Genomic DNA, 23,154 nt, shown 5'->3' with positions numbered 1-23,154 from the left:
TGGTCCTGTTTCTTTTTGAGGCTCTAACCGCATTGCCCGACGTAGCCACAAGCGGTACAAAAATCGCAACCATCCTTGTGAATGACCGTAGGGTTGCCGCACTCGGGACACAGTTTTCCGGCTATGGTCGTTGACACGGGCTGATCCTTTGGAGTGTCCAGTACGCCCATGTCCCTCAATGGAAAGCCCTGTTCATCAAGCACCCCCAGCATGGCGTAGCGATGAATGATCAACCGCGCAATGTAGGCCACAGTGGAGGGCCAGGTTTGCTGGCGTCGCTCGGCATTGGGCAGTCCCGGCAAAAACGCCATGAAATGACCCAAGGGCTCTGCATAGTTGAGCAACTTGCGCAACTTCATGCCAATCCAGGCGGGATCAATCACCCGCATGTCCAAGGACAGCAATCGGGCCAGGCCGTCCATTGCACGGGGGTAGTTGCCCGAAAAACCAAGCGCGCAAGGGCGGGTGACCACCACGCCGTCGTGGTCTTGCAGGTTGACTTCTTTGAGCGTGACAGTGAAAGACTCGCCGGTGGCGGGGTTGTCTACGTCTACCGACCATGCCAGCGTGCCAGACGGGCCCGTTTGTGGTTCGCCCTGGCTGAACATGGCGTCCATAACGGGCGTCGGAAGTTTGGACTCTTTTCCCAGGGCCCGGAGTTGATCGCAGCGCCACCGTATCACCGCGGCGGTGGCGGCCACCACGCCCGGGAAAAGACGTTTTCCGCCGTGTGGCGGAAATGTCATTTCAAAGGAGTGTTCTTCTGCCACGGTTGCCAGAGCATCGAGCTTCAGTTGTAGCCAGGCAGGGTCATTGGTGCGCAAGTCCATGGACAAGGTTTTGGCCAATGCGCCTAGTCCTCGCGGTTGATCCGTGCCATTGACCCATACCTCAAACGGTTTCGGCGCGCCGCCTTCCTCGGGTGCCAATTCGCCCACGAACAGGGCGAAGTTGCCAAAGGGGTGATTAACCATATAGGTCCAGGCCGGGTTTCCAGCCGGCAGCTCTGGCCGGCTTGGCCAGCGCAACGAGGACAGAACAGGTGAGGGCAGACGGTCCAGTGCGAGCCTCTGGTTGGCCCCTTCAATGTGCAAAGGCGGCGCAGTGGCTGCTGTGCTGGGGGTCAGGCTCAGGACCGACCCCAATACGGAGTTCGGGCGGTAGGTGGCAAGGCCCTTCAAGCCTGATTGCCAAGCCTCCATGTACAGGTTTTGAAAGTCGGCGTAAGGGTAGTCTGCGGGCACATTCACAGTTTTGGAAATCGCGGTGTCAATGAAAGGCGCCACTGCCGCCACCATGGCCACGTGGGCCTGGGCACTCATTTCCAGCGCGGTGACAAAGGCGGGTGTCAGCGGTGCGGTCTCGCCGTGCAGGTGACGATAGAGGCGCCAGGCGTGGTCTTCAACCGCGTACTCTTTGAAGCCGCCATCCAGCATGCGTTTTTTGCGGGCGTAAGTCCAGCTGAACGCCGGTTCAATGCCGTTGCTGGCATTGTCTGCAAAGGCCAGACTGATGGTGCCCGTGGGGGCGATGGACAGCAGGTGGGAATTTCGAAGACCGTGTGTCTTGATGCGGTCCTTCAATGCGGGGGGCAGGCGTGAGGCAAAGGTTTGAGCGCTCAAGTACAGGTCGGCATTGAACAAGGGGAATGGGCAGCGTTCCTGGGCAAGCTCGACAGAGGCCTCATACGCGGTGTCCCGCATCAACTCGGAGATTTCTTTGGCCATGTCGCGTGCGGCTGCTGTGTCGTAGCGCAAGTTGAGCATGACCAGCGCATCACCCAGGCCCGTGAAGCCAAGTCCAACCCGACGCTTGCTGCGCGCTTCTTCTTGTTGCTGTGGCAGCGGCCACACCGTCACGTCCAGGACGTTGTCCAACATCCGCGTTGCAACTCGGGCGACCTCGGCGAAGGCCGCCTTGTCAAAGCGTGCTTTTTTCTCGAACGGCTGGTCCACAAACCGGGTCAGATCAATTGAGCCCAGGCAGCAGCAGCCATACGGCGGTAGCGGTTGCTCGGCGCAAGGGTTGGTGCTGGCAATGGTTTCGCAATACGACAGGTTGTTGTCGCGGTTGATGTGATCCAGAAACAGTACCCCCGGTTCGGCGTGGTCATAGGTGGAGCGCATGACCTGGTCCCACAATTCCCTCGCTTGTAGTTTTCGATACACCCAGTCACCGCTGTCACCGAACTGGTAGGCACCATTGGCCTTTTGGTCTGCCCCTGGCTCTGCGCGGTGGGTCAGGAGGAACTCGCCATCGCTCTGAACCGCCTCCATGAACGCGTCGGTGACCCCCACGGAGATGTTGAAGTTCTTCAGGTCGCCAGTGTCTTTGGCATGAATGAATTCTTCAATGTCCGGGTGGTCGCATCGCAGGACACCCATTTGAGCGCCTCGGCGAGCCCCGGCGGACTCCACCGTTTCACAAGACCTGTCAAACACCCTCATGTAGCTCACGGGCCCAGATGCGCTGCTTTGCGTGCTGCCCACCCAAGCACCACGGGGTCGAATTCGTGAGAAGTCATAACCCACGCCGCCACCACGGCGCATGGTTTCTGCGGCTTCGGTCAATGCGGTGTAAATGCCGGGATGTCCGTCTTCGGTCTGGGCGATCGAGTCACCCACGGGTTGAACAAAGCAATTGATCAGTGTGGCGGCCAGGTCCGTACCCGCAGCAGATTGAATTCGCCCGGCTGGCAAGAATCCTTTCTGAAGCGCATGGAGGAACTTGGTCTCCCATTGTTTTTGATGCGCAGGTGCCTCGGCCTGTGCCAAGGCGCGGGCGACGCGCAAGTTCACATCAAGAATGGACTTTTCCGCGCCCTTGCTGTATTTTTCAAGCAACACCTCTTCGCTGATGAGCTGCGGGGAAAGCGTCGTGCTGGGTTGGGTTTTCTCGGGGCTTTTTTGCGACATCACTGGGTTCCTCATTGGGAACAAAATCATAGGATTGCTGCTGAGGATGATTGTTGACCTCGCGCAAGCTTGAGTCGACTAAAAAGTGTAAAAATTCCTGCATGCCTGATGGGCATATTTTTCGTTCAGTCAACAAGGCCCGGTCATGAATATTTCAAGTTTCGACGATTTGCTACAGGCCGCAGGGCAACAAACCCAACCCCAGCGGCTGCTGTTTGTTTTTGCTGGCGCTGACTTGCCAAAAGACTGCACTCCCGAGCAAAAAGCGAGTTATTTCAAAGGGCATGGTGGCGAGTTGGTGCCATTGATGTACGTCGACAAATTGCCACAGGAACTGTCGTCATTCGCGGCGCTGGAGCTGGAGTCCAGATCCTTTGGCAAAGAATGGTCGATTGTTTTTGCAGCTGCCATGTCCGGCAGCGGGGACAAGGCGCCAAGCAGCGAGGCTGCTGAAAAGCCCATGCAACAAATGGTGGAGCAAATCAAGATGGGGTCGTTGGCCTCCTTCATCCCCTTCAATCGCCAGGGTGAACCCGTCAACTTCGAGTGAGTGGAGTCCGCGGGTGATTAGCGGCTCAGCGGCTGTGAACGGTTGACCTCACCCATTCGCAAGTGTCGAAAAAAAATCATTGATCTCGGGCCGGATTCGAGCTGATTTTCTTTTAGACACGGTTCCGATACTCAAAAAACACACGGCTACTTCGCCATCCTGCAGGGCAAAAAGCGTGCTGAGTTGAGGCGATCTCAGTGCCTTTCCGCTGGTCAAGGCGGAGCCAAACCCCATGGCAGTGGCCAGCAGCAACATGTTTTGGAGCGCGCATTCTATGGAAACCATCCGCTCATAGTGTCGACGCCAGTGTCACCTGCCGCTGTTTGCGAGATTGCCAGGATCAAGGCCGGCGCGCGGTAAGCTTTCTCTGCGGCTTGCGCCAGTTGGTCTGGTGTGGCCTGCGGGTCGCGGGTGATCAACGCCTCTTCAAAAACTTTGGCCAGTCGATGCCGGGCGGACCCGGGAATCAGAACGAACCGCCACGGCAGCAGTTTTCCGTAGTCCGGTGCGGCGGAGGCGGCCTGCAGAGTTTGTTGCAATTGCGCGGGGTTGGGCCCGGGCTCGAGCAACCGTTTGGGCAATACCGTCTGACGGGCGTGAATCAATTCCTGTGCGAATTGGGTCGGGTCGTCTTCTTCGTCTGCGCCCGCAGAGAGTGTTGTGCCGATGGGCGCTACAAGTGCCGCTTCGCTCATGGGCTATTGGGGCCCGTAGGCGTCGTCAATTTCATTGAAAACGGGGGCTTCAAAATGCTCCTTGTAAGGACCATCTCCGCTGTGGTGAGCACTCGATGCCGGCACGAACTGGCCGCTTGAGACATCAAAAACATGAACCTCCCCGTCTTCAATCACGTAGTGCCAGCCATGCAGGGCCATTTTTTGGGCTTCGACCTGTTCTCGCACCATGGGGTATCCCATCAAGCGCTCCAACTGGAGCACAACCGCACGTTGTTCGGTACGGCGCAGGGCCGCAGTGGTGACCTGGACGGGCAGAGCGGCTTCCCGACCCAGCTCAAGCCACGCTTTGAGGTTGATGGCCTGTGGGGTGACATCGTCATACAGGGCACGAATGGCCCCGCAGTGGCTGTGTCCGCACACCACGATCCGGGACACCTTGAGATTCAACACCGCAAACTCGATCGCAGCTGAAGTTCCGTGAAAACCAGCCGATCCATCGTAGGGCGGAACGAACGCCCCCACGTTTCGGACAATAAACAGCTCGCCTGGGCCCGTTCCCGTCAGCAGGTATGGCACCAGGCGGGAGTCGGAGCAGCCGATGAACAGAATGGTGGGGTGCTGCCCGTCTTTCACCAGGTTTTGGAACTGCTCCTGAACACCCGGAAACGTGTCGTGGTGAAAACGTTGTAACCGGCTAAGCAATTCATCAGGCATGAGCAAGTTCCAATGGTTGCGTTATTGAACCAGCGGTGAGTTGGAGGCCTCGATGTCAACGCCCTCCAAAACGGCCGTACCCGCCAGCAGTCGCAAGTACTGACGAAGCGCCGTCACGTAAGACTTCTGACGCAGTGCCATGGTGACGGCACCGCGCACGGCGTCAAAGGATTGCTCCACACCGGGTTCACGCTCCAGGACCTCCACAATGTGCAGTCCGAAGCGACTGTGAACCAGACGGGGCAGCACGCCCACCTCGGCGTGTCCAAAGAGCTCTTTGGAAAATTCAGGCGCACAGTCCTGGGTGGTCAGCCAACCCAAATTTCCGCCTTCGGCGCCGCTGGGGCAGTTGGACAGCGTGCTTGCCGTTTTGGCAAACTTGTCTTCAGTGCTCTTGCCGTCGTGGCACCGTACGTCCAGCAGCGACGTCTCTGCGCGGTTACGCAGCGCCGTGACGTCCACACCCTGTGTGACCGCAAACAGAATGTGGCGAACACGGATTCTTTCTCCGGTGCTGTAAACGCCCTGATTTGCCGCGTGATAGCGGCGGCAGGCGTCTTCGGAAGGCTCTGGCACCAAGACTTCTTGCGCCAGCAGGCGCTCAATGGCGCTGCTGGCGTCCTCGTTCATCACGCCGTCCACGGACGGCAAGTCGGTCGCAGGCAACAGGCCTTTTTCCATGGCGGCCTGGCGAAGCAACTCGGAGCAGGCGCGTTGGCGCAAGTCATTGGCTGAGAGGTCCTCTCCGTTGACATTGAGTTGAATGCCATTCACTTGCGCACCCACGGGTTTGATTTCAGCGGCAATTTCGGTATTCATTTTCAACTCCTTAAACACCCGCGTCTGGACGACGGGGTTGGTTGTGATCGGCTGGGACGTTCAAGCGGCGGGCGCGAACCACTTGGTAAGGGCGAACCAGGTACGCCACGGCACCGAAACCGCTCCAGACGTGAACGAGGCGGGTGAACGGGAAGATCAGGAAAATGCTCATGCCCAAGAACATGTGCATCTTGAAAATCCAGCCGGCGCCAATCAGGAGTTCGACGGCACCACCGCGGAAGGTAACGATGCGCTGACCCCACTCGGCCAGCCTCATCATCATGCTGCCGTCCAGATGCTGTGCTGACAGCGGAATGGTGGCCAGTCCGAGAGCCAACTGCAACCACAACAGGACCAAAAGAACAATGTCGCTGGTTTTGGAATTGACGCGAATGCGAGGTTCCGTCAGGCGACGGTGCAAGAGCATCGTGATGCCAATGAAGGTGAGCAGGCCGGCAATGCCGCCCGAAATCATGGCCATTAACTGCTTGGAGCCCGCGTCAATGAAGTGCTCGTACAGAAAGTGTGGCGTCAACATGCCGAAAAAGTGTCCGAAAAACAGGAACAGCACACCGACGTGAAACAGGTTGCGTCCCACACGCAACTGTCCCGCTTTGAGCAGTTGGGAAGAATCGCTTTTCCAAGTGTATTGGTCCCGATCAAAGCGAATCAGGCTGCCCAGAAAAAACACGGTGAGGGCGATGTAGGGGTACAGGCCAAACAGGAAGTTGTCAAAGGCGTTCATTGTGATGCTCCAGGGTATGCGGCGGCTTTTGCGCTGGCGCGCGCCGCGTCATTTTTGACAAAGTGAATGGGCTGAGCCTCGCCGGGTTTGGCTTGCCCTTTGGTCGAGCAACCGTCAAATACAACCGGCTCTTCCCACGCCTTGTCCAAAGGTTCGTCAGGGGTCACCTTGACGGGGTGGGCGGTTTCACCCGCGATCTCCAGCAGCGCACCCAAAACACTGGCATAGCGGCTTTCTCGCTGTTGCAAGGCGCTGAAGATGGCATTGAAGATGTGGGCCATCTCACCCAGGAACGCCCGCGCCTCCTTGGGGGGCTGAGTGGAGACAAACTCCAGCACCACCGGCAGGTAGTCCGGCATTTCGCCTTCGGCCAGGAACAAGCCAGCCTTTTTGTAGGTCTGTGCCAGGTCAATCATGGCGGGACCACGCTCGCGCGAGTCGCCGTGCACATGCTCAAACAAGTGCAAAGAAGTGGAGCGACCGCGGTCGAAAATTTCCACAAACTTCGCCTCGTTGTCCAGCGAGTCGCCATGTTGCAGCGTGTTGATGAGCGCGTCCAGTTCGGTCAGGCGGCCGGACTTCAAAACCTTGTCGGTGTGAAGCGCAGCACGCATGTCGGACAGTTGGGCTCGCAGTTCAGCGTCTGGGTAGGCGAGCAAGCGCGCTAGAACCCGCAAACTGATGGATGCATTGGGCAGTGCCATGATTTATACCCCCGCCTTGATTGGAATGGTGCGACGCTTGGAGCTGCCAAACAGGCTGGTCTCACTGGCGCCATCGGAGCAACCGTTGCCGAACGAGAAGCCACAGCCACCGCGCACGTCAAAGGTGTTTTCTGCGTATTCGCGGTGGGTGCTTGGAATCACAAAGCGGTCTTCGTAGTTAGCAATGGCCATCACGTGGTACATCTCTTCCACCTCGGCCTGAGTCATTTGGACCTGATCCAGAGCCGCCGTGTTGATGCGGCCGTCCACGTGCTTTTCACGTTGGTAAGCGCGCATGGCCAGCATGCGTTCCAGGGCACGTTCCACCGGCTGGGTGTCACCCGCGGTCAACAAGTTGGCCAAGTACTTCACAGGAATGCGAAGTTGCTTCACGTCAGGAATTTCACCGTTGGTGCCGATATGACCGGCATTGGCCGCGGCGCTGATGGGCGACAGGGGTGGCACATACCAGACCATGGGCAGGGTGCGGTACTCGGGGTGCAGGGGCAGGGCGACTTTCCACTCCACCGCCATTTTGTACACCGGGCTCTTGCGAGCGGCTTCCATCCACTTGTCAGGAATGCCGTCAATGCGCGCCTGCTCGATGACCTTGGGGTCATTGGGGTCGAGGAAAATATCAAGCTGGGCCTGGTACAGGTCGCGGTCATGTTCCACGCTGGCGGCTTCCTGGATGCGGTCTGCGTCATACAACAGAACTCCGAGGTAGCGAATTCGACCCACACAGGTCTCGGAGCACACCGTCGGCTGACCGGCCTCAATGCGGGGGTAGCAGAAGATGCATTTCTCAGCCTTGCCAGATTTCCAGTTGTAGTAAATCTTTTTGTAGGGGCAGCCGCTCACACACATGCGCCAGCCGCGGCACTTGTCCTGATCGATCAGAACAATGCCGTCTTCCTCACGCTTGTAGATCGAGCCAGAGGGGCAACTCGCCACGCAGGCCGGGTTCAGGCAGTGCTCGCACAGGCGGGGCAAGTACATCATGAAGGTGTTTTCGAACTGGCCGTAGATGTCCTTCTGGATATCGTCGAAGTTCTTGTCCTTGCTGCGCTTGGAGAACTCACCACCCAGAATCTCCTCCCAGTTGGGGCCCCACTCAATCTTTTCCATGCGCTTGCCGGTGATCAAGCTACGGGCGCGGGCTGTGGGTGTGGCCTTCATCTCCGGTGCCGACTGCAAATGGTCATAGTCAAAAGTGAACGGCTCGTAGTAGTCGTCGATCTCAGGCATGTTCGGGTTGGCGAAGATGCGCATGAGCAGTTTCCACTTGGCGCCCTGGCGGGGCTCGATGGTGCCGTTCGCCTTGCGAATCCAGCCGCCGTTCCACTTGTCCTGGTTTTCCCATTCTTTGGGGTAGCCAATGCCGGGTTTGGTTTCAACATTATTGAACCAGGCGTATTCCATGCCGGGTCGGCTCGTCCAGACGTTCTTGCAGGTCACGGAGCAGGTGTGGCAACCGATGCATTTGTCCAGATTCAGGACCATGCCAATTTGTGCCGAATTTTCATTTGTGTTCTCCTTACGCGTGGGGCGCAGTGGCGCTGTGGTTCGAGTTGGCTTCTTCTTCCAGCCAATCCACCTTGTTCATCTTGCGAACCACCACGAACTCATCGCGGTTGGTGCCAATGGTTCCGTAGTAGTTAAAGCCGTAGCTGAACTGGGCGTAGCCGCCAATCATGTGAGTAGGTTTCAGCACAATGCGGGTCATCGAGTTGTGAATGCCACCGCGGATTCCTGTGATTTCAGACCCGGGCGTGTTGATGGTCTTCTCCTGGGCGTGGTACATCAGCGTCATGCCATTGTTGATACGCTGGCTGACCACGGCACGGGCTGCAATGGCACCGTTCAGGTTGAACAGTTCCACCCAGTCGTTGTCCACAATGCCGGCGGATTTCGCGTCATCTTCACTTAGCCAGATGATGGGCCCGCCGCGACCCAGCGTGAGCATGTGCAGGTTGTCGCTGTAGGTGGAGTGAATGCCTCACTTTTGGTGCGGCGTGATGAAGTTGAGCGCGATTTCCTTGTTGCCATTGGGCTTGATGCCCTGAATGCCAGCGGTGGTCTTCAGGTCAACGGGCGGACGGTAGCTGGTAAAGCCTTCACCAAACGCGGTCATCCAGGGTTGGTCCATGTAGAACTGCTGGCGGCCGGTAAGGGTGCGCCATGGGATCATTTCATGCACGTTGGTGTAGCCGGCGTTGTAGGACACGGTCTCGGACTCAATTCCGCTCCAGGTCGGCGAGCTGATGATCTTGCGAGGCTGCGCCTGAATATCACGGAAACGAATTTTTTCGTCTTCGCGGTGAATGGCCAAGTGGGTATGGTCCAGACCGGTTCGTTTGCCCAGTGCTTCCCACGCCTTGACCGCCACATGACCGTTGGTCTCGGGGGCAAGCTGCAGAATCACTTCGCAGGCATCAATGTCGGTGTCGATGCTGGGCATGCCGCAAGACACGCCTTCGTCTTTCACCAAACCATTGAGTTCGCCGAGTTGCTTGACTTCGATCTGGGTGTTCCAGTTGATGCCCTTGCCACCGTTGCCCACCTTGTTCAACAAGGGGCCAAGTGCCGTGAAGCGCTTGTAGGTGTTGGGGTAATCACGTTCCACCACCACCATGTTGGGTGCGGTTTTTCCGGGGATCAGGTCAATCTCGCCACGTTTCCAATCCTGCACACCAAAGGGCTGTGCCAGCTCCGCAGGGGTGTCGTGCATCAGCGGTGACAATACCATCTCTTTTTCCACACCGAGGTGGCCCACGCACACTTCGCTGAATTTCTTGGCGAAACCTTTGTAGATCTCCCAGTCACTGCGCGACTGCCATGCGGGATCGACCGCGGTAGACAGCGGGTGAATGAAGGGGTGCATGTCACTGGTGTTTAGGTCGTTTTTTTCATACCAGGTGGCAGTGGGCAACACGATGTCTGAGTACAGGCAGGTGGTGCTCATGCGGAAGTCCAGTGTGACCACCAGGTCCAGCTTGCCCTCAGGCGCCTTGTCGTGCCACACCACTTGAGTGGGTTTCGCTTGGTCTTTGCCCAAATCCTTGCCCTGAACGCCATGGCTGGTGCCCAGCAGGTGCTTGAGGAAGTACTCATGGCCCTTGCCGCTGGAGCCCAGAATTTTGGAGCGCCAGACAAACATGTTGCGAGGCCAGTTGTCAGGGTGGTCGGGGTCCTCGCAGCTCATCGTGAGGGAGCCGTCTTTCAGGCTCTTGACGGTGTAGTCCTTGGGGTCCATGTTGGCGGCCGCGGCATCGCGAATCACCTGCAGCGGATTGGTCTTCAATTGGGGAGCTGATGGCAACCAGCCCATGCGCTCGGCGCGCACGTTGTAGTCAATCATGGTGCCGCCGTACAGTTTTTTGTCGGCCAAGGGTGAGAGCACCTCTTCCATGCCCAGTTTTTCATAGCGCCACTGGTCGGTGTGTGCGTAGAAGAAGCTGGTGGAGTTCATCTGACGGGGGGGGCGCACCCAGTCCAGACCAAAGGCCAAAGGCAGCCAACCGGTTTGAGGGCGAAGCTTTTCCTGGCCCACATAGTGCGCCCAGCCGCCACCGCTTTGACCAATACAACCGCACATCATCAACATGTTGATGACGCCGCGGTAGTTCATGTCACTGTGGTACCAGTGGTTCATGGCCGCGCCAATGATGACCATGGACTTGCCATGGGTCTTGTCGGCGTTGTCGGCAAACTGGCGGGCCACGGTAATCAACTGCTCACGCGGTGTGCCGGTGATGCGCTCCTGCCAGGCGGGGGTGTACGGTGTATCTTCGTTGAAGTCTTTGGCGGCCATTTCGCCGGGCAGACCCCGCGCGACGCCGTAGTTGGCAACTTGCAAATCAAACACGGTGGCCACCAGTGCATCGCGCTGATCACCTTCTTTGCCCAGCTTGATTCGCTGAACGGGAACAGTGCGCACCAAAACGTCATTGCTGGCGTCGCCCGTGGCGTTGTTGGGGAAATGCTCGCTCACGATGCCGCCAAAGTAGGGGTAGCCGACCTTGGCTGTTTCCGTGCTGGCGTTCTCGCCTTCCATCACGGTGAGCTTGAGCTTCATATCGCCACCGTGGCGGGCTTCTTTGGCTTCCAGGTTCCACTGGCCTTCGTCCGCACGGCCGTCTGGGCCCCAGCGGAAGCCAATGGCACCATTGGGCAGAACAACTTTCCCGGACTCATCCAGCGCAACCGTTTTCCACTCTGGGTTGTTGGCGGCTCCAAGTTTGCCGTTGAAGTCAGAGGCGCGCACATAGCGGTCCGGCACCATCACGGTCTGGCCGTTGGGCAGCTCTTTTTCCTTGAGCATCACCAACATGGGCATGTCGGTGTAGCGATGCACGTAGTTGTCAAAGTACTCGCTGCGCTTCTTGTCGCCATCTGGGAAGTAAAACTCCTTCAGGATGACGTGGCCCATGGCCATGGCCACCGCCGCATCGGTGCCTTGCTTGGGACTCATCCAGATGTCGGACAGCTTGGCGACTTCAGAGTAGTCGGGCGTGACAGCCACGGTTTTAGCACCTTTGTAGCGAACTTCGGTGAAGAAGTGCGCGTCAGGCGTGCGGGTCTGCGGCACGTTGGAGCCCCAGGCCATGATGAAGGTGGAGTTGTACCAGTCGGCCGACTCGGGCACGTCGGTTTGCTCACCCCAGACCTGTGGGCTGCTGGGAGGCAGATCGCAGTACCAGTCGTAAAAGCTCATGGACACGCCACCAATCAGGCTCAGGTAGCGGCTGCCTGCGGCGTAGCTGACCATGGACATGGCCGGAATAGGGGAGAAGCCGATGATGCGGTCCGGGCCGTGCTTTTTGATCGTGTAGACGTTGGCCGCCGCGATCATTTCATTGACTTCGTCCCAGCTGGAGCGAACGAATCCACCCAGACCACGCACGCTTTGGTATTCCTTGCGCTTGGCATCTGACTGGGCAATGGAGGCCCAAGCATCCACCGGGTCAGCTCCAATGCGGGTTTCGCGCCACATCTTGAGCAGGCGGCCTCGAACCAGGGGGTATTTCACCCGGTTGGCGCTGTACAGGTACCAGCTGTAGCTGGCGCCCCGTGCGCAACCCCGGGGCTCGTGATTGGGCATGTCCCAGCGGGTGCGGGGGTAGTCGGTTTGTTGGGTTTCCCAGGTGACGATGCCGCCCTTGACGTAGATCTTCCACGAGCATGAGCCCGTGCAGTTCACGCCGTGGGTGGAGCGCACAATTTTGTCGTGGGCCCAGCGGTCACGGTAGGCCTTTTCCCAGGTTTGGTCTTCACCGGTGGTGATGCCGTGCTCGCCCGAAAACGCTTCTTTGGGTTGAGAGAAGTAACTTAGTCGATCTAGAAAGTGGCTCATGCGATACCTCTGTAGGGAATATTGCCAAATTGGCTGCTAGCCGTCTTTGAATAAGCGCGAGCAGCTATGAAATTTGTAGTACTAAAGGTTATGGATTTTTGATTTCAGAACCTGCACGCAGGTAAAGCCACCAGTTCAGAAACAGGCACAGCGCGTAGAACACCGCGAAGCCATACATGGTCATTTGAGGCGTTCCGGCCTTGATCTGGGCACCAATGACCACCGGGGCAATGAAGGCGCCGTAGGCGGCCACTGCTGAGGTCCAACCCAGCACAGGGCCGGCTTGCTGACGGTCAAAGATGACGCCGATGGTGCGGAAAGTCGATCCATTGCCAATGCCGCTGGCCGCGAACAACACCACAAACAACCACATGAAGGTCGAGAAATATTGCTCTGGGGTCGCCGAGCCATAAGCCAGCAACATGACGTAACCCACGGCGCCAGAGGCCAAAACCATCACGGCCGAGATAATTTGCGTCACGATGGAGCCACCCACTTTGTCTGCAATCCAACCGCCGACTGGGCGAATCAAGGCACCCACAAAAGGTCCGATCCAGGCATAGGTCAGCGCAGAGGGTGCGTTGGGGTTTTTCAGCGTGTGCTGCATGACGCCGGCAGCGTCAGGGACGTGGCTGGTGCCGAAAATCACCGAGATCGACAAGGGCAGGGCCATCGAGAAGCCGATGAAGGAGCCGAAGGTGACGATGTACAAAATCGTCATGGCCCAGGTGTGCTTGTTCTTGAAAATCTCGAACTGCTTGGCGATGTTGCCCTTCAACTCGCCAAATGCGGCGCACTTCATGGCGAAAACGGTGACGACCATGATCAGTGGCAGTGCGACCCACATGTTCAGCAGGCCCAAGCCGGTGGGGGCTGGCAGATAGAGGTAAAGCCCAATCAAGCCGATGACGCAGGTGATGCCCCAGAGGTACAGAATCTTGCCGAAAGCAGCCAGAGTTCCGCCGTAGTTGGGGGAGAGTGGCAGCAGGTTGTTCATGCCGAACCAGGCGGCTGCGACCAGCGGAATCAGGATGGCCGCCCAGATGAAGCCTGCGTTCTGAATAAAGGTGGGCGTGCCAGCCAGGATTTCTCCCATGATCCATCCGCTGTCTTTGGTCAGCACCATGGAGCCGCCACCCACTGCGCCGAACAGGCCAACAGTCATGACCAGTGGAATCAGCACCTGCATGGTGGTCACACCGAAGTTGCCCAAGCCAGCATTCAAACCCAAGCCTGTGCCCTGGAGGCGCTTGGGGTAGAAGCCGGAGATGTTGGACATGGAGCAAGCGAAATTTCCGCCACCGATGCCCGACAAAAAGGCGCAAGCTTGAAACACCCAAAGTGGTGTGCTCTTGTCCTGCAGCGCAATGCCTGTCCACACCGCCGGGATAATCAACAAGGCCGTGGTCAAAAAGATCGTATTTCGCCCCCCCGACAGGCGAATAAAGAACGATGCTGGAATGCGCATCGTCGCGCCCATCAGGCCAGCAATGGCCGTCAAGGTGAACATCTCATTGGGTTTGAACGGAAACCCGAGGTTCAACATCTGCACCGTGATGATGCCCCACATCACCCAGACTGCGAACCCGACCAACAGGTTGGGGATCGAGATCCAGAGGTTGCGGCTGGCAATGTGTTTGCCGGTACTTTCCCAGAACTTTTCGTCCTCCGGGCGCCAATCGGCAATATCAGCGCCGGACTGCGTTTTGATCGTCATGATTTTCTTTCTTTAAATGATTTCTTATTTCTGCAAGCTGAATGCAGTGGCGTTGCTGCCCAAGACCTCGCGCTGGCGGACTTCGGTCCAGTACATCCAGATCAAAGAGACCCAGACGACTCCATACATCAACATGAAGGCGCTGGAGCGAATACCGGTCAGGTCCATCAAGGCGCCAAACATGATGGGCAAGATGAAGCCACCCATGCCGCCGGCCAGGCCAACGATGCCGCTGATGGTTCCAATGTTGCCGGGGTAGTCGTTGCTGACGTACTTGAAGACACTGGCTTTGCCGAAGGCGAAGGCGATCCCGAGGATGAACATCAGGATCGTGAACATGTACACGTTGAGGCCCAGATGAAAGGTCGTGGGGCCGGTGGTGGTCATGATCGTGAAATCAGTCTGGGGGTAGCTAAGCAAGAACAGGCAAATCCAGCTCACCCACATCACCCACCAGGTCACGCTGTGGGCGCCCCATTTGTCGGACATCCAGCCACCTGCAGCGCGCAGCACACCGCCAGGGAGTGAGAAGCAGGCTGCCAGCAAGGCGGCAGTGCGAATGTCGAGCCCATACTCACCGACGTAGTACTGAACCATCCAGAGCGACAGCGCCACGTAGCCGCCGAACACAATGCTGTAGTACTGGCAGTACTTCAACACGCGGGGGTCTTTCAGTGATTTGAGTTGGTCGGTGAACTTGACATTGCTGGAGACCAGATGCGCCGGGTCGCTGTGGCTCATCAGCCAGAACAAGATCACCGTTCCCAACATGATGGCGGCATAGACCTTGGGCACCATGGTCCAGCCAAAAGCCACCAGAATGGCGGGAGCCAAAAACTTGTTGACCGCTGCACCGGCGTTGCCGGCGCCGAAGATGCCCATGGCGAAACCCTGCTGGTTCTTGGGGAACCAGCGTGCGACGTAGGGGGTGCCGACCGAGAACGAGCCACCCGCCAAGCCCAACACCAGACCAATGGTCAGGAAGTGCCAGTAGGCAGTGGCATAGGTCATCAACCAAATCGCGGGGACGGTGGTGGCCAGCAGGGCGGTCATCACAATGCGACCACCGTAGCGATCTGTCCAGATGCCCAGTGGCACGCGGACCAAAGATCCGCTTAACACCGGCATGGCCATCAACAGGCCGAATTGGGTGGCGTTCAGGTCTAGTGCCTTCTTGATCGGAATGCCGATCACTGCGAACATCATCCAGACCATAAAACACACCGTGAATGCCAGGGTACTGACAATCAGCACGGAAAGTGCCTGTCCTTTTTTTGTCATGTCAAAAACTCCTTTTTTGCATGACCTCACTTTAGGTCTGGCAGAGTTTTTGCGACATCCTTCTGAGGGAGCGGACGCCTGACTAAATGGAACTACTCTTTGCGCGAGAAGGTAGTTCTGTGGGGCTACTCAGGGGTGTTTAAGGGCGACTTTTGATCTGCGTCAAAGCAGGCCAAGCTCGGTTGCGATAACCGCCGCGTGGACGCGGGAGCTGACGTCCAGTTTGCGCAGAATGTGCTGCACATGAATCTTCACCGTGGTTTCGGCGATGTTGTATTCGCGGGCAATTTCCTTGTTGCTGGCCCCGCTGGCAATGCCACGCAAGATCTCCCGTTCACGGGGCGACAGCGATGAGAGAGGGGTTTTGGGCTCTGCTGCTGACACAATCAACGCAGGCTCATGGTTGCTCGCATCTCTGTAGGCGGAGACCAGTTTGCTGGTCATCTCGGGGGCGACCACACTGTCGCCGCGCATGGTGTTCTGGATGGCCAGCGTCAAAGCGTCGCCATCGATGGTTTTTAGCAGGTACCCGGCCGCACCGGCGCGAAGCGCAGCAGACAGGTCTTGCTCGTCCTCGCTCACGGTCAGCATCAGAATGCGTGCCTTGGGCGCGGCTTCGCGCAAGTCGGGCAGCGCGTCCACGCCATTGACGCCGGGCAGATGGTTGTCCAGAAGAATCAGGTCAGGCTGCAATTCAATCGCTTTGCGTTGGGCTTGTCCCGCATCCGCGGCATCGCCCACCACCATGGACGGGTCGCGGGCCAAAAGCGCCATCAAACCACGGCGTAATAGGGTGTGGTCGTCGACGACCAGTATGCGAATGGGGGCAGCGAGCATGGCGTGGGTCAGGCGAGGTGAAAGTCTTTTGCGGGGGCCATCTCTGTCGCGCCGGGTGAGAGCGACGCCGGGGGCGGGAGTGTTAGCAAGACGGAACTGCCATGACCAGGCGTGGACACCAACTCAAGCCGCGCTCCAATGCGTTGAGCCCGTTCCGACATGATGCGCAGCCCAACGTGAGTCTCATCGAGTTCGTCGTTTTCCGGGAGAAAACCAATGCCGTTGTTACGAACTTCAAAACGCCATTCGGGTTGTTGTTTCACGTCGAGCCACACTTGTGACGCCCGCGCATGCTTGCGCACGTTGGACAGCGACTCTTGGACAATGTGGAGGACTTGAATTTGAACGTCGGGCGAAAGCGGCATGCCTTGCCCCTGCATGGAAAGGGTGGCTGCCACTCCGCTTTGGTGTTCAAACTTGCGCAGGGTGGTGGCCAGCGCAGGCTCAATGTCCTCCGCGTTGGTTCGGGTGCGAAAGTGCAGCAACAACTCGCGAACGTCGTTGTAGCTCTCCTTAACGCCCGTGTCGATTTCTTCAAGAACTTGTTGAATGTCGTCAGGTTTTTGCGCCTTGACGGCGTCTCGCATCAACTGCACCTGAATTTTCAGGAAGGCCAGGGATTGCGCAATGGAGTCATGTAACTCGCGGGCCAACAGGTGACGTTCTTGTGAAACCGCAGCTTCTTTTTCAAGCGAGTTCAGCCGCAAGTTCTCCATGCCACTGGCCAAGTGGCTGGTAAGCGCCTCCAGCAATGAGCGCTGCGCGGGTGGGGGGGGGTGACCTTGGCATTGAAGAATAGGTCAACTTCGCCCATTTGACGGTCGTGCAGTCGAATGGGGATGTTGATCACGGTCTCGAAACCGGCCTTGGTGCAGTGCTGCAAATTTGAGCGTAGTTCCAGCTGGATGGGAATGACGCGAAATCCGAGGTCGGGCGCCACATCACCGCAATGGCAGTCACCTTTGTCGATGCAAAGTTCGGCATCAATCATGTCAGCCGGCAGCCCGTGGGCAGCGATCATCAAGTAGCGCTGATTGGCTTGATCGGACCAGCGAACCGCCACGCCATCGGAGTGGGAAATTTGGGAAATGCTTTTGGCAAACCCTTGTGCCAATTCCTCCAGCGTGGTGGCGTTGGCAACCAGAGCGGTCACTCCATAGAGACCCTCCAGTCGCTCCCTCTTCTCCTCGATTTCCGCCGTTTTTTCCGACACCTTGCTTTCGAGGTGTCGGTACATTTGTTGAAGGTGCTCAGCCATGCCGTTGAAGCCGTCTGCCAATGTGCCAAATTCGTCACTGGTTGACTTTTCGACCCGTGCGCTCAAGTCCCCGTGCTGGATTTTCTCGATCGCTTGCTTGAGTTGTGCGACCGGTTCAACCACAAACAAAAATCCGGTGTAGAGCAATACCACCGCCGCCAAAATGGCCATGGCCAGCATCGCCAATTGAAGGAGATGCAGCATGGTCGTCCAATGCGACATGTGCGCCTCAATGCTGGATACAAGCGCATTGACGCTGGACGCCAGGGTCAGGGTGTCCGAACGAAGGTCGCCATCGACGGCGGGGCTGTTGGATAGCCAGCGCGATTGAAAGCTGAGCCAACCCGTTTCCACTGATGAGAACCGTTGACGAACGGTTTTGTCCCAAGGAACAAAAAGCGGCCTTTCGGGGTCGCCTTTTCGAAGAGTTTCCAGGCTCTTTTCAAACTCCTGAACTTGTTCTGCCAGCGGTGTCGCGTCCTTGTTCGCAATGGACAAGGCGATGCGGTAAGACTGCATCCGCATGCGTCCAGCCTCATTCACGGCGGCTGCGCCGCCATCAAGTTGCCAGGACACCCATGGCGTGACCACCGTGGAGAGAAGAGCAAGCAACAAAAAAGGCATGCCGACCAGCGTGAGCTTGGCACCCAGACTCCATTGCTTTTTCATCCCCTTGCTCCTTTATCGCCACGCCACAGGTGTGTGTCAGGCCGAGCGCTCAAAAATGGCAGCAATGCCTTGTCCGCCACCAATGCACATGGTGACCAGCGCGTAGCGGCCACCAATGCGTTCCAACTCATACAGTGCTTTGACAGTGATCACCGCCCCCGTAGCGCCAATGGGGTGGCCCAAGGAAATGCCCGAGCCGTTGGGGTTGACCTTGGCAGGGTCCAGGCCGAGGTCACGGGTCACAGCGCACGCTTGAGCCGCAAAAGCTTCATTCGCCTCAATCACGTCCAGGTCGCTGATCGACAGGCCGGCCTTTTTAAGCGCCAGTTGCGTCGCGGGAACGGGGCCAATGCCCATGTATTTGGGGTCGACGCCAGCATGTGCGTAAGCTACCAGTCGGGCCATGGGTTTCAGGCCGCGGGCCTTGGCTGTACCGGCTTCCATCAGGACAATGGCAGCTGCCGCATCGTTGATGCCCGAGGCGTTGCCTGCGGTGACGGTGCCGTTTTCCTTCAGGAAAGCGGGCCGGAGTTTGGCCATGTCCGCTGCTGCGCAGTTGGAGCGGACATGCTCGTCCGTCTCAAATGCGACCTCACCCTTTTTGCTTTTGAGCATCACGGGCATGATTTGGGATTTGAAGTAGCCTGCTTCTGTGGCACGCTGGGCACGGTTGTGGCTCTCCACCGCAATGGCGTCTTGCTCTTCGCGGGAAATGCCCCACTTGGCCGCAATATTCTCGGCAGTGACGCCCATGTGGATGGTGTGAAAAGGGTCGTGCAGTGCGCCCACCACCATGTCAACCATCTTGGTGTCACCCATCCGGGCACCCCAGCGGGCGCTTAGGCTCGCGTAGGGACCGCGGCTCATGTTTTCAGCACCGCCGCCAATGGCGATGTCGGCGTCGCCCAGCAAAATACTCTGGCTGGCGGACACGATGGCCTGCAGGCCTGATCCGCACAGGCGGTTGACGTTAAAGGCTGGTGTTCCCTCGCCACAGCCGCCGTTGATCGCGGCAACGCGCGACAGGTACATGTCTTTGGGTTCCGTGTTGACCACATGGCCAAACACCACGTGCCCAACGTCTTTGCCGTCCACTTGAGCGCGGGCCAATGATTCGCGCACGACCTGCGCTGCCAGTTCGGTGGGGGGAATGTCTTTCAGACTTCCGCCATAGGTTCCAATGGCTGTGCGAACGCCGCTGACGATAACTACTTCACGTGACATGACTGAGCTCCTTTGAGTGTTTTAAACAATAAATGGGTCCATTGGCATCTTAGACCCGCGTTCCGACTTGCACCTGACAACGCGAAAACGGCTCAGTCTCTGACATCTGCCACGGGTGTGGCGCCGAAATCCGGTCTGAACAAATAGGCCAGCACCCGCGTTGCCGCGTCAGATGGCGAGGTAAGCAAGCCGCCACTTTTGAGTTGGCTGAAATTCTCCTGGTCAGGGAAGTCGCTTGCAATGGCGCTGCGAAGTTGCACCTGCATGTCGGTGTCAATGACGCCCGGCGCCAGCGAACACACCTTGGCCCCGTTGGCTTGCAGCGCTTCATCCAGCGCCAGGCAGCGGGTGAAGTGGTCCATGCCCGCTTTGGCGGCGCAATAGGCCGATTGGGACGCCATGGCACGCCTACCCAGGCCAGAGGAGATGTTGAGCACCCGACGCGGCACACCCCAGTCTTGGGTGGCCTTCAAAAAGGCGGAGGTCAAAAGCATCGGTGCCTCCAATCCCACCCGCAAGGCGTTGGAAAGCTCGGTCGGCTTCGAGGCATACAGCGGGGCGATGGACGGGATGACTCCGGCGTTGTTGATGAGCGTGGCGCTGGAAAACGCTTGCTTGGGTGCGCGGTTCAGCCACTGTGTGAGGTCGCTGGCGGCGACCACGGGGCTTTGGAGGTCCAATGTTTGTTGTTCCAGTTGACACTTGGCATTGCTCGCCAAGGTCGCCAGCGCCGGGTTGGTGTGGCGGGAAATGCACAGCAAGGTGTGCTGGGGCGAAACCAATTGTTCCGCCATTGCCAGTCCCATGCCACGAGAGGCGCCCGTCAAGATAAATAGATCGGTGGTCATGCCAAGTATGGTACCGGACACGGTCACTTGGCTAGGTCAAAACGCGGGTTCACTGGTGAATTGCAAGGGCTGATCATCAATAGGGTGATTTAGCTCAAGAAAACTGGCGTGCAGCAACAGCCGGCGGGAAAGGCTGAGGGCATGGGGTGGCGCGTAGAGGGCATCGCCAAGAATGGCGTGGCCCATGGCGAGAAGATGGACCCGGAGTTGGTGGGAGCGGCCCGTGACGGGTTCAAGCTCAACGCGAGAAGTGTTTGACCGCTGGTCATGAGACATCAATCGCCAGCGCGTTTGACTCGGTTTTCCAAGCACCGGGTCGATCACCCGGCGGGGACGGTTGGGCCAATCTACCACAATTGGTAAGTCAATCAGGTTCCAAATTTCCGGGGAAGTGTCGGGAAATCCATCAATCACCGCTGTGTAGCGTTTGAACACGGTGCGATTCGCAAAAGCGTCATTGAGTCGGCGCTGTGCCACGGAGCCTCGGGCCATCAACATCAAACCTGAGGTCGCCATGTCCAGGCGGTGAACTACCAATGCATCAGGGAAAAGACGCAGGGCGCGCGCGCTCAAGCAGTCCTGTTTGTCCTCACCCCGGCCGGGCACCGATAGCAACCCGGCGGGTTTTTCCAGTACCAACAAGCTCTCGTCGGCATACCGAACCTCGATGTCACTCGGGGGCATGGCTGGTTTGAAGCAGGCGCTGAACCGTCTCGCAGAGTTCGTCTACATCGTTGGGCTTGTGGACCAGCGCGCGGGCGCCTTCTTTCAGCGCACTTTTCTCGATCTCAGGGGTGATGTAGCCGGACGCCAGCGCCACTGGCAAGTCGGGGCGAATCAGCCTGGCTTCACGGAGCAAGTCTATTCCGCTGTAGCCGGGCATGTTGTAGTCGGTCACCAATAAATCAAAGTCCATCGGCCGTTCGCGCAATGTGGCACTGGCAAGGCGCGGGTCGGTGAAGGTGCTGACTCGAAATCCTCGCCTTTTGAGTACACGCTCGACCAGAAAGACCAAGGCCTCATCGTCGTCCACGTACATGACATGCTTGCCCTGTCCCTGAACCATTTTTCGCTTGAGTGGTGCCGCTGCAATAGGCGCCACTGGCATGTCGGAAGCCGGAAAGTAGAGCGTGAAGACGCTGCCTGAGTTGGGTGCGCTTCGAACATCAACCTTCCCGAGGTGAGTGCGCATGATGCCGTGCACGACGGCCAATCCGAGGCCAGTTCCCTGTCCCACTGGCTTGGTCGTAAAGAACGGTTCAAATACCCGTTGTAGGGTCTCGGGGTCTATGCCGCTTCCCGTGTCGTGAACGGCCAAGCGCACATGCCGACCTCGCGCGCCAGAGCGCCGCTCGATCACGCCGGGGTTGTCAGCGTGAAGGCTGTGACCCAGCTCCACGGTGATGGTGCCTTTGTAGTCAGCCATGGCATGAATGGCATTGGTGCACAGGTTGATCAGTGCCTGCTCAATCTGCGTCGCATCCGCCAGAACGGGCGGTGTTGAAGGGTCAATTTTCACGCGCAAATCGACGGAGGGGGGGAGTGCGACTTTGAGCAGGCGCGCTGTCTCGTGAACCACATCGGCCAGATCGGTAGGAATGCGCTTGGGAGATTCGTTGCGACTGAAGGTCAGGATCTGGCGTACCAAATCCCGGGCCCGTCGGCCGGCTCTGTCAATTTCTCTTAGGCTGACCAAGGCCGGCGAATCGGGCCCCGCGTCTTGTTTGGCTAATTCCACGTTGCCAAGAATCGCTCCAATGATGTTGTTGAAGTCATGGGCGATGCCTCCGGCCATGGTGCCAATCGCCTGCATTTTTTGAGATTCCCTCAGTTGGCTCTCCAGTGCGGTGCGGTGGGCTTCCATCTTTTTACGGGATGTTAGATCCCTTGCAAAAACCGTGGTGGTCTCCCCATCAGGGTGCTGCTCAAACGAGACACTAACGTCTATGGCAACGCTTTTTCCCTGGGTACAGCGACCCAGCATCTCACCCAGTTGAGCATGGGTGGCCCCGTGGGGCAGAGGGAGTTGATCCTGAAGCGGGGGTAGAAATCGCCCCAAAGGGCTTCCCAGCGCTTGTTCGGGCTGACAGTCGAAGAGTGCCGCTGCCGCCGGGTTGAAGATCGTGATGCGGTGTTCGCCGTCGACACAAAGAATGGCGTCCAACGAGGAGTTGATCACAGAGGCCAAACGGTTCTGGCTGAGTTGAAGCTCCTGGTTTCCGCGCTGAAGTGCCGCAGCACTGGTTTGCAAGGCCCTTCGCTCTGCCAAGAGTGGCCCCTGGTCGATCACCGCACATATAAAGTGCGTCAGCTCGTCAAGAGAGTTGTCGAGCCGGGCGATATGAAGGTCACCAGTGAACTCACCACCGGAGCCGCAGGAAAAAACCACTTCGGTGATTTCGCTGGTGCCAGAGTCCTTGGCAGCGAGAAAGGCCTGAGTGACCGCCTCGATATGCGCCTGATCCACTAGAGGAAACAGGAAGTTCAACGGCGGGTCGGTCTCCAGCGGGCGGAAAAACTGCAATGCCATGGCATTGCTTTCAAGCACCAAGCTGCTTTCGTCGACCACCATCAAAGAAAGTGGTACGTTCGAAAAAAGGGTCAAAAACCGCTCAGACGCTCCTTCGGCCACAGTCTGGCTGTAGCGCAAGGCCTTGTTCTGTATTTCCAGTTCATGCTGATAATTTCGCAAATCGACAATCATCTGCCTTTGCGAAAAACGGGCTGCCAACCCGCGCTGTTTGTGAATCATGGCGCGGCTGCTGGACAGACGCAGAGGCGGCGCCACGCTTGGTTTGCGCGGTTTGGACAAAATTTTCATCGGCAAATGGGCACGTCTC

General features: G+C 58.0%; 18 protein-coding genes and 1 pseudogene. 1 reads left to right on the top strand and 18 read right to left on the bottom strand.

The window, feature by feature from the left end; all coding sequences use genetic code 11:
- Positions 1-23 precede the first annotated feature (23 nt).
- Positions 24-2,915, bottom strand: a complete 2,892-nt coding sequence (locus J8G15_RS08225; protein WP_210547007.1) for an adenosylcobalamin-dependent ribonucleoside-diphosphate reductase — start codon at positions 2,913-2,915, stop codon at positions 24-26.
- A gap of 145 nt (positions 2,916-3,060) precedes the next feature.
- On the opposite strand from J8G15_RS08225, the gene J8G15_RS08220 reads away from it, so the two are divergent.
- The gene (locus tag J8G15_RS08220; protein WP_210547006.1) at positions 3,061-3,465 is read left to right on the top strand and encodes a ribonucleotide reductase subunit alpha; all 405 of its coding nucleotides are present in this window, start codon (positions 3,061-3,063) and stop codon (positions 3,463-3,465) included.
- 48 nt (positions 3,466-3,513) lie between these two features.
- Here J8G15_RS08220 and J8G15_RS21845 read toward each other — a convergent pair whose 3' ends face one another.
- The 17 genes and pseudogenes from J8G15_RS21845 to J8G15_RS08145 form a co-directional block, all read right to left on the bottom strand.
- A complete protein-coding gene (locus J8G15_RS21845; protein WP_255555763.1) occupies positions 3,514-3,699 on the bottom strand; it encodes a hypothetical protein in 186 nt (61 codons plus the stop codon).
- Positions 3,700-3,737: 38 nt separating this feature from the next.
- A complete protein-coding gene (locus tag J8G15_RS08215; protein ID WP_255555758.1) occupies positions 3,738-4,160 on the bottom strand; it encodes a nitroreductase family protein in 423 nt (140 codons plus the stop codon).
- 3 nt (positions 4,161-4,163) lie between these two features.
- On the bottom strand, positions 4,164-4,856 hold the full coding sequence (locus tag J8G15_RS08210; protein ID WP_210547005.1) for a carbonic anhydrase: 693 nt from the start codon (positions 4,854-4,856) through the stop codon (positions 4,164-4,166).
- Between the two features lie 21 nt (positions 4,857-4,877).
- Complete coding sequence (locus J8G15_RS08205; protein ID WP_210547002.1) at positions 4,878-5,675, bottom strand: peptidylprolyl isomerase; 798 nt, start codon at positions 5,673-5,675, stop codon at positions 4,878-4,880.
- A gap of 10 nt (positions 5,676-5,685) precedes the next feature.
- A complete protein-coding gene (gene narI, locus J8G15_RS08200; protein ID WP_210547001.1) occupies positions 5,686-6,420 on the bottom strand; it encodes a respiratory nitrate reductase subunit gamma in 735 nt (244 codons plus the stop codon).
- Entirely contained in the window at positions 6,417-7,124 is a 708-nt protein-coding gene (narJ, locus tag J8G15_RS08195; RefSeq protein WP_210547000.1) for a nitrate reductase molybdenum cofactor assembly chaperone, read from the bottom strand. Before narJ ends, narI begins: the two co-directional genes overlap by 4 nt.
- A gap of 3 nt (positions 7,125-7,127) precedes the next feature.
- Positions 7,128-8,627, bottom strand: coding sequence for a nitrate reductase subunit beta (gene narH, locus J8G15_RS08190; RefSeq protein WP_210546999.1), 1,500 nt, complete (start codon positions 8,625-8,627; stop codon positions 7,128-7,130).
- 34 nt (positions 8,628-8,661) lie between these two features.
- Positions 8,662-12,480: pseudogene (locus J8G15_RS08185) on the bottom strand (nitrate reductase subunit alpha).
- A gap of 88 nt (positions 12,481-12,568) precedes the next feature.
- Positions 12,569-14,197, bottom strand: a complete 1,629-nt coding sequence (locus J8G15_RS08180; RefSeq protein ID WP_210546998.1) for an antiporter — start codon at positions 14,195-14,197, stop codon at positions 12,569-12,571.
- Positions 14,198-14,221: 24 nt separating this feature from the next.
- Positions 14,222-15,478 carry a nitrate/nitrite transporter gene (locus J8G15_RS08175; RefSeq protein WP_210546997.1) on the bottom strand — a complete coding sequence of 419 codons (1,257 nt, stop codon included), beginning with the start codon at positions 15,476-15,478 and terminating at the stop codon, positions 14,222-14,224.
- Positions 15,479-15,640: 162 nt separating this feature from the next.
- Positions 15,641-16,315: a response regulator transcription factor gene (locus J8G15_RS08170; RefSeq protein ID WP_210546996.1), complete on the bottom strand. Its 675-nt coding sequence runs from the start codon at positions 16,313-16,315 to the stop codon at positions 15,641-15,643.
- Positions 16,316-16,323: 8 nt separating this feature from the next.
- Positions 16,324-17,031 (bottom strand): sensor histidine kinase, encoded by a 708-nt coding sequence (locus J8G15_RS22065; RefSeq protein WP_370627519.1) that lies wholly within the window; start codon positions 17,029-17,031, stop codon positions 16,324-16,326.
- Positions 17,013-18,242 carry a type IV pili methyl-accepting chemotaxis transducer N-terminal domain-containing protein gene (locus J8G15_RS22060; RefSeq protein ID WP_370627518.1) on the bottom strand — a complete coding sequence of 410 codons (1,230 nt, stop codon included), beginning with the start codon at positions 18,240-18,242 and terminating at the stop codon, positions 17,013-17,015. Before J8G15_RS22060 ends, J8G15_RS22065 begins: the two co-directional genes overlap by 19 nt.
- Before the next feature lie 36 nt (positions 18,243-18,278).
- Complete coding sequence (bktB, locus tag J8G15_RS08160; RefSeq protein WP_210546995.1) at positions 18,279-19,466, bottom strand: beta-ketothiolase BktB; 1,188 nt, start codon at positions 19,464-19,466, stop codon at positions 18,279-18,281.
- 92 nt (positions 19,467-19,558) lie between these two features.
- Complete coding sequence (locus J8G15_RS08155) at positions 19,559-20,314, bottom strand: SDR family NAD(P)-dependent oxidoreductase (RefSeq protein ID WP_210547509.1); 756 nt, start codon at positions 20,312-20,314, stop codon at positions 19,559-19,561.
- 36 nt (positions 20,315-20,350) lie between these two features.
- Positions 20,351-20,998 (bottom strand): RluA family pseudouridine synthase, encoded by a 648-nt coding sequence (locus tag J8G15_RS08150; RefSeq protein ID WP_210546994.1) that lies wholly within the window; start codon positions 20,996-20,998, stop codon positions 20,351-20,353.
- Entirely contained in the window at positions 20,985-23,135 is a 2,151-nt protein-coding gene (locus J8G15_RS08145; RefSeq protein WP_210546993.1) for a PAS domain-containing sensor histidine kinase, read from the bottom strand. The genes J8G15_RS08150 and J8G15_RS08145 overlap by 14 nt, the downstream gene beginning before the upstream one ends.
- Positions 23,136-23,154 lie beyond the last annotated feature (19 nt).

Source organism: Rhodoferax sp. PAMC 29310 (genome assembly GCF_017948265.1).
In the GTDB taxonomy this organism is placed as follows: domain Bacteria; phylum Pseudomonadota; class Gammaproteobacteria; order Burkholderiales; family Burkholderiaceae_C; genus Rhodoferax.
The sequence above is the reverse complement of the archived record's forward strand: the minus strand, read 5'-3'. Positions and strand labels throughout refer to the sequence as shown.

What these genes read in the sequence shown, in the direction of transcription:
- narH (WP_210546999.1), bottom strand. Translation starts at nt 8,627, where the DNA reads ATGGTCCTGAATCTGGACAAATGCATCGGTTGCCACACCTGCTCCGTG.
- J8G15_RS08155 (WP_210547509.1), bottom strand. Translation starts at nt 20,314, where the DNA reads ATGACCACCGATCTATTTATCTTGACGGGCGCCTCTCGTGGCATGGGA.
- J8G15_RS08150 (WP_210546994.1), bottom strand. Translation starts at nt 20,998, where the DNA reads ATGCCCCCGAGTGACATCGAGGTTCGGTATGCCGACGAGAGCTTGTTG.
- J8G15_RS08215 (WP_255555758.1), bottom strand. Translation starts at nt 4,160, where the DNA reads ATGAGCGAAGCGGCACTTGTAGCGCCCATCGGCACAACACTCTCTGCG.
- J8G15_RS22060 (WP_370627518.1), bottom strand. Translation starts at nt 18,242, where the DNA reads ATGAAAAAGCAATGGAGTCTGGGTGCCAAGCTCACGCTGGTCGGCATG.
- J8G15_RS08170 (WP_210546996.1), bottom strand. Translation starts at nt 16,315, where the DNA reads ATGCTCGCTGCCCCCATTCGCATACTGGTCGTCGACGACCACACCCTA.
- J8G15_RS22065 (WP_370627519.1), bottom strand. Translation starts at nt 17,031, where the DNA reads ATGGAGAACTTGCGGCTGAACTCGCTTGAAAAAGAAGCTGCGGTTTCA.
- narJ (WP_210547000.1), bottom strand. Translation starts at nt 7,124, where the DNA reads ATGGCACTGCCCAATGCATCCATCAGTTTGCGGGTTCTAGCGCGCTTG.
- narI (WP_210547001.1), bottom strand. Translation starts at nt 6,420, where the DNA reads ATGAACGCCTTTGACAACTTCCTGTTTGGCCTGTACCCCTACATCGCC.
- J8G15_RS08145 (WP_210546993.1), bottom strand. Translation starts at nt 23,135, where the DNA reads ATGAAAATTTTGTCCAAACCGCGCAAACCAAGCGTGGCGCCGCCTCTG.
- bktB (WP_210546995.1), bottom strand. Translation starts at nt 19,466, where the DNA reads ATGTCACGTGAAGTAGTTATCGTCAGCGGCGTTCGCACAGCCATTGGA.
- J8G15_RS08210 (WP_210547005.1), bottom strand. Translation starts at nt 4,856, where the DNA reads ATGCCTGATGAATTGCTTAGCCGGTTACAACGTTTTCACCACGACACG.
- J8G15_RS21845 (WP_255555763.1), bottom strand. Translation starts at nt 3,699, where the DNA reads ATGGGGTTTGGCTCCGCCTTGACCAGCGGAAAGGCACTGAGATCGCCT.
- J8G15_RS08205 (WP_210547002.1), bottom strand. Translation starts at nt 5,675, where the DNA reads ATGAATACCGAAATTGCCGCTGAAATCAAACCCGTGGGTGCGCAAGTG.
- J8G15_RS08180 (WP_210546998.1), bottom strand. Translation starts at nt 14,197, where the DNA reads ATGACGATCAAAACGCAGTCCGGCGCTGATATTGCCGATTGGCGCCCG.
- J8G15_RS08225 (WP_210547007.1), bottom strand. Translation starts at nt 2,915, where the DNA reads ATGTCGCAAAAAAGCCCCGAGAAAACCCAACCCAGCACGACGCTTTCC.
- J8G15_RS08175 (WP_210546997.1), bottom strand. Translation starts at nt 15,478, where the DNA reads ATGACAAAAAAAGGACAGGCACTTTCCGTGCTGATTGTCAGTACCCTG.
- J8G15_RS08220 (WP_210547006.1), top strand. Translation starts at nt 3,061, where the DNA reads ATGAATATTTCAAGTTTCGACGATTTGCTACAGGCCGCAGGGCAACAA.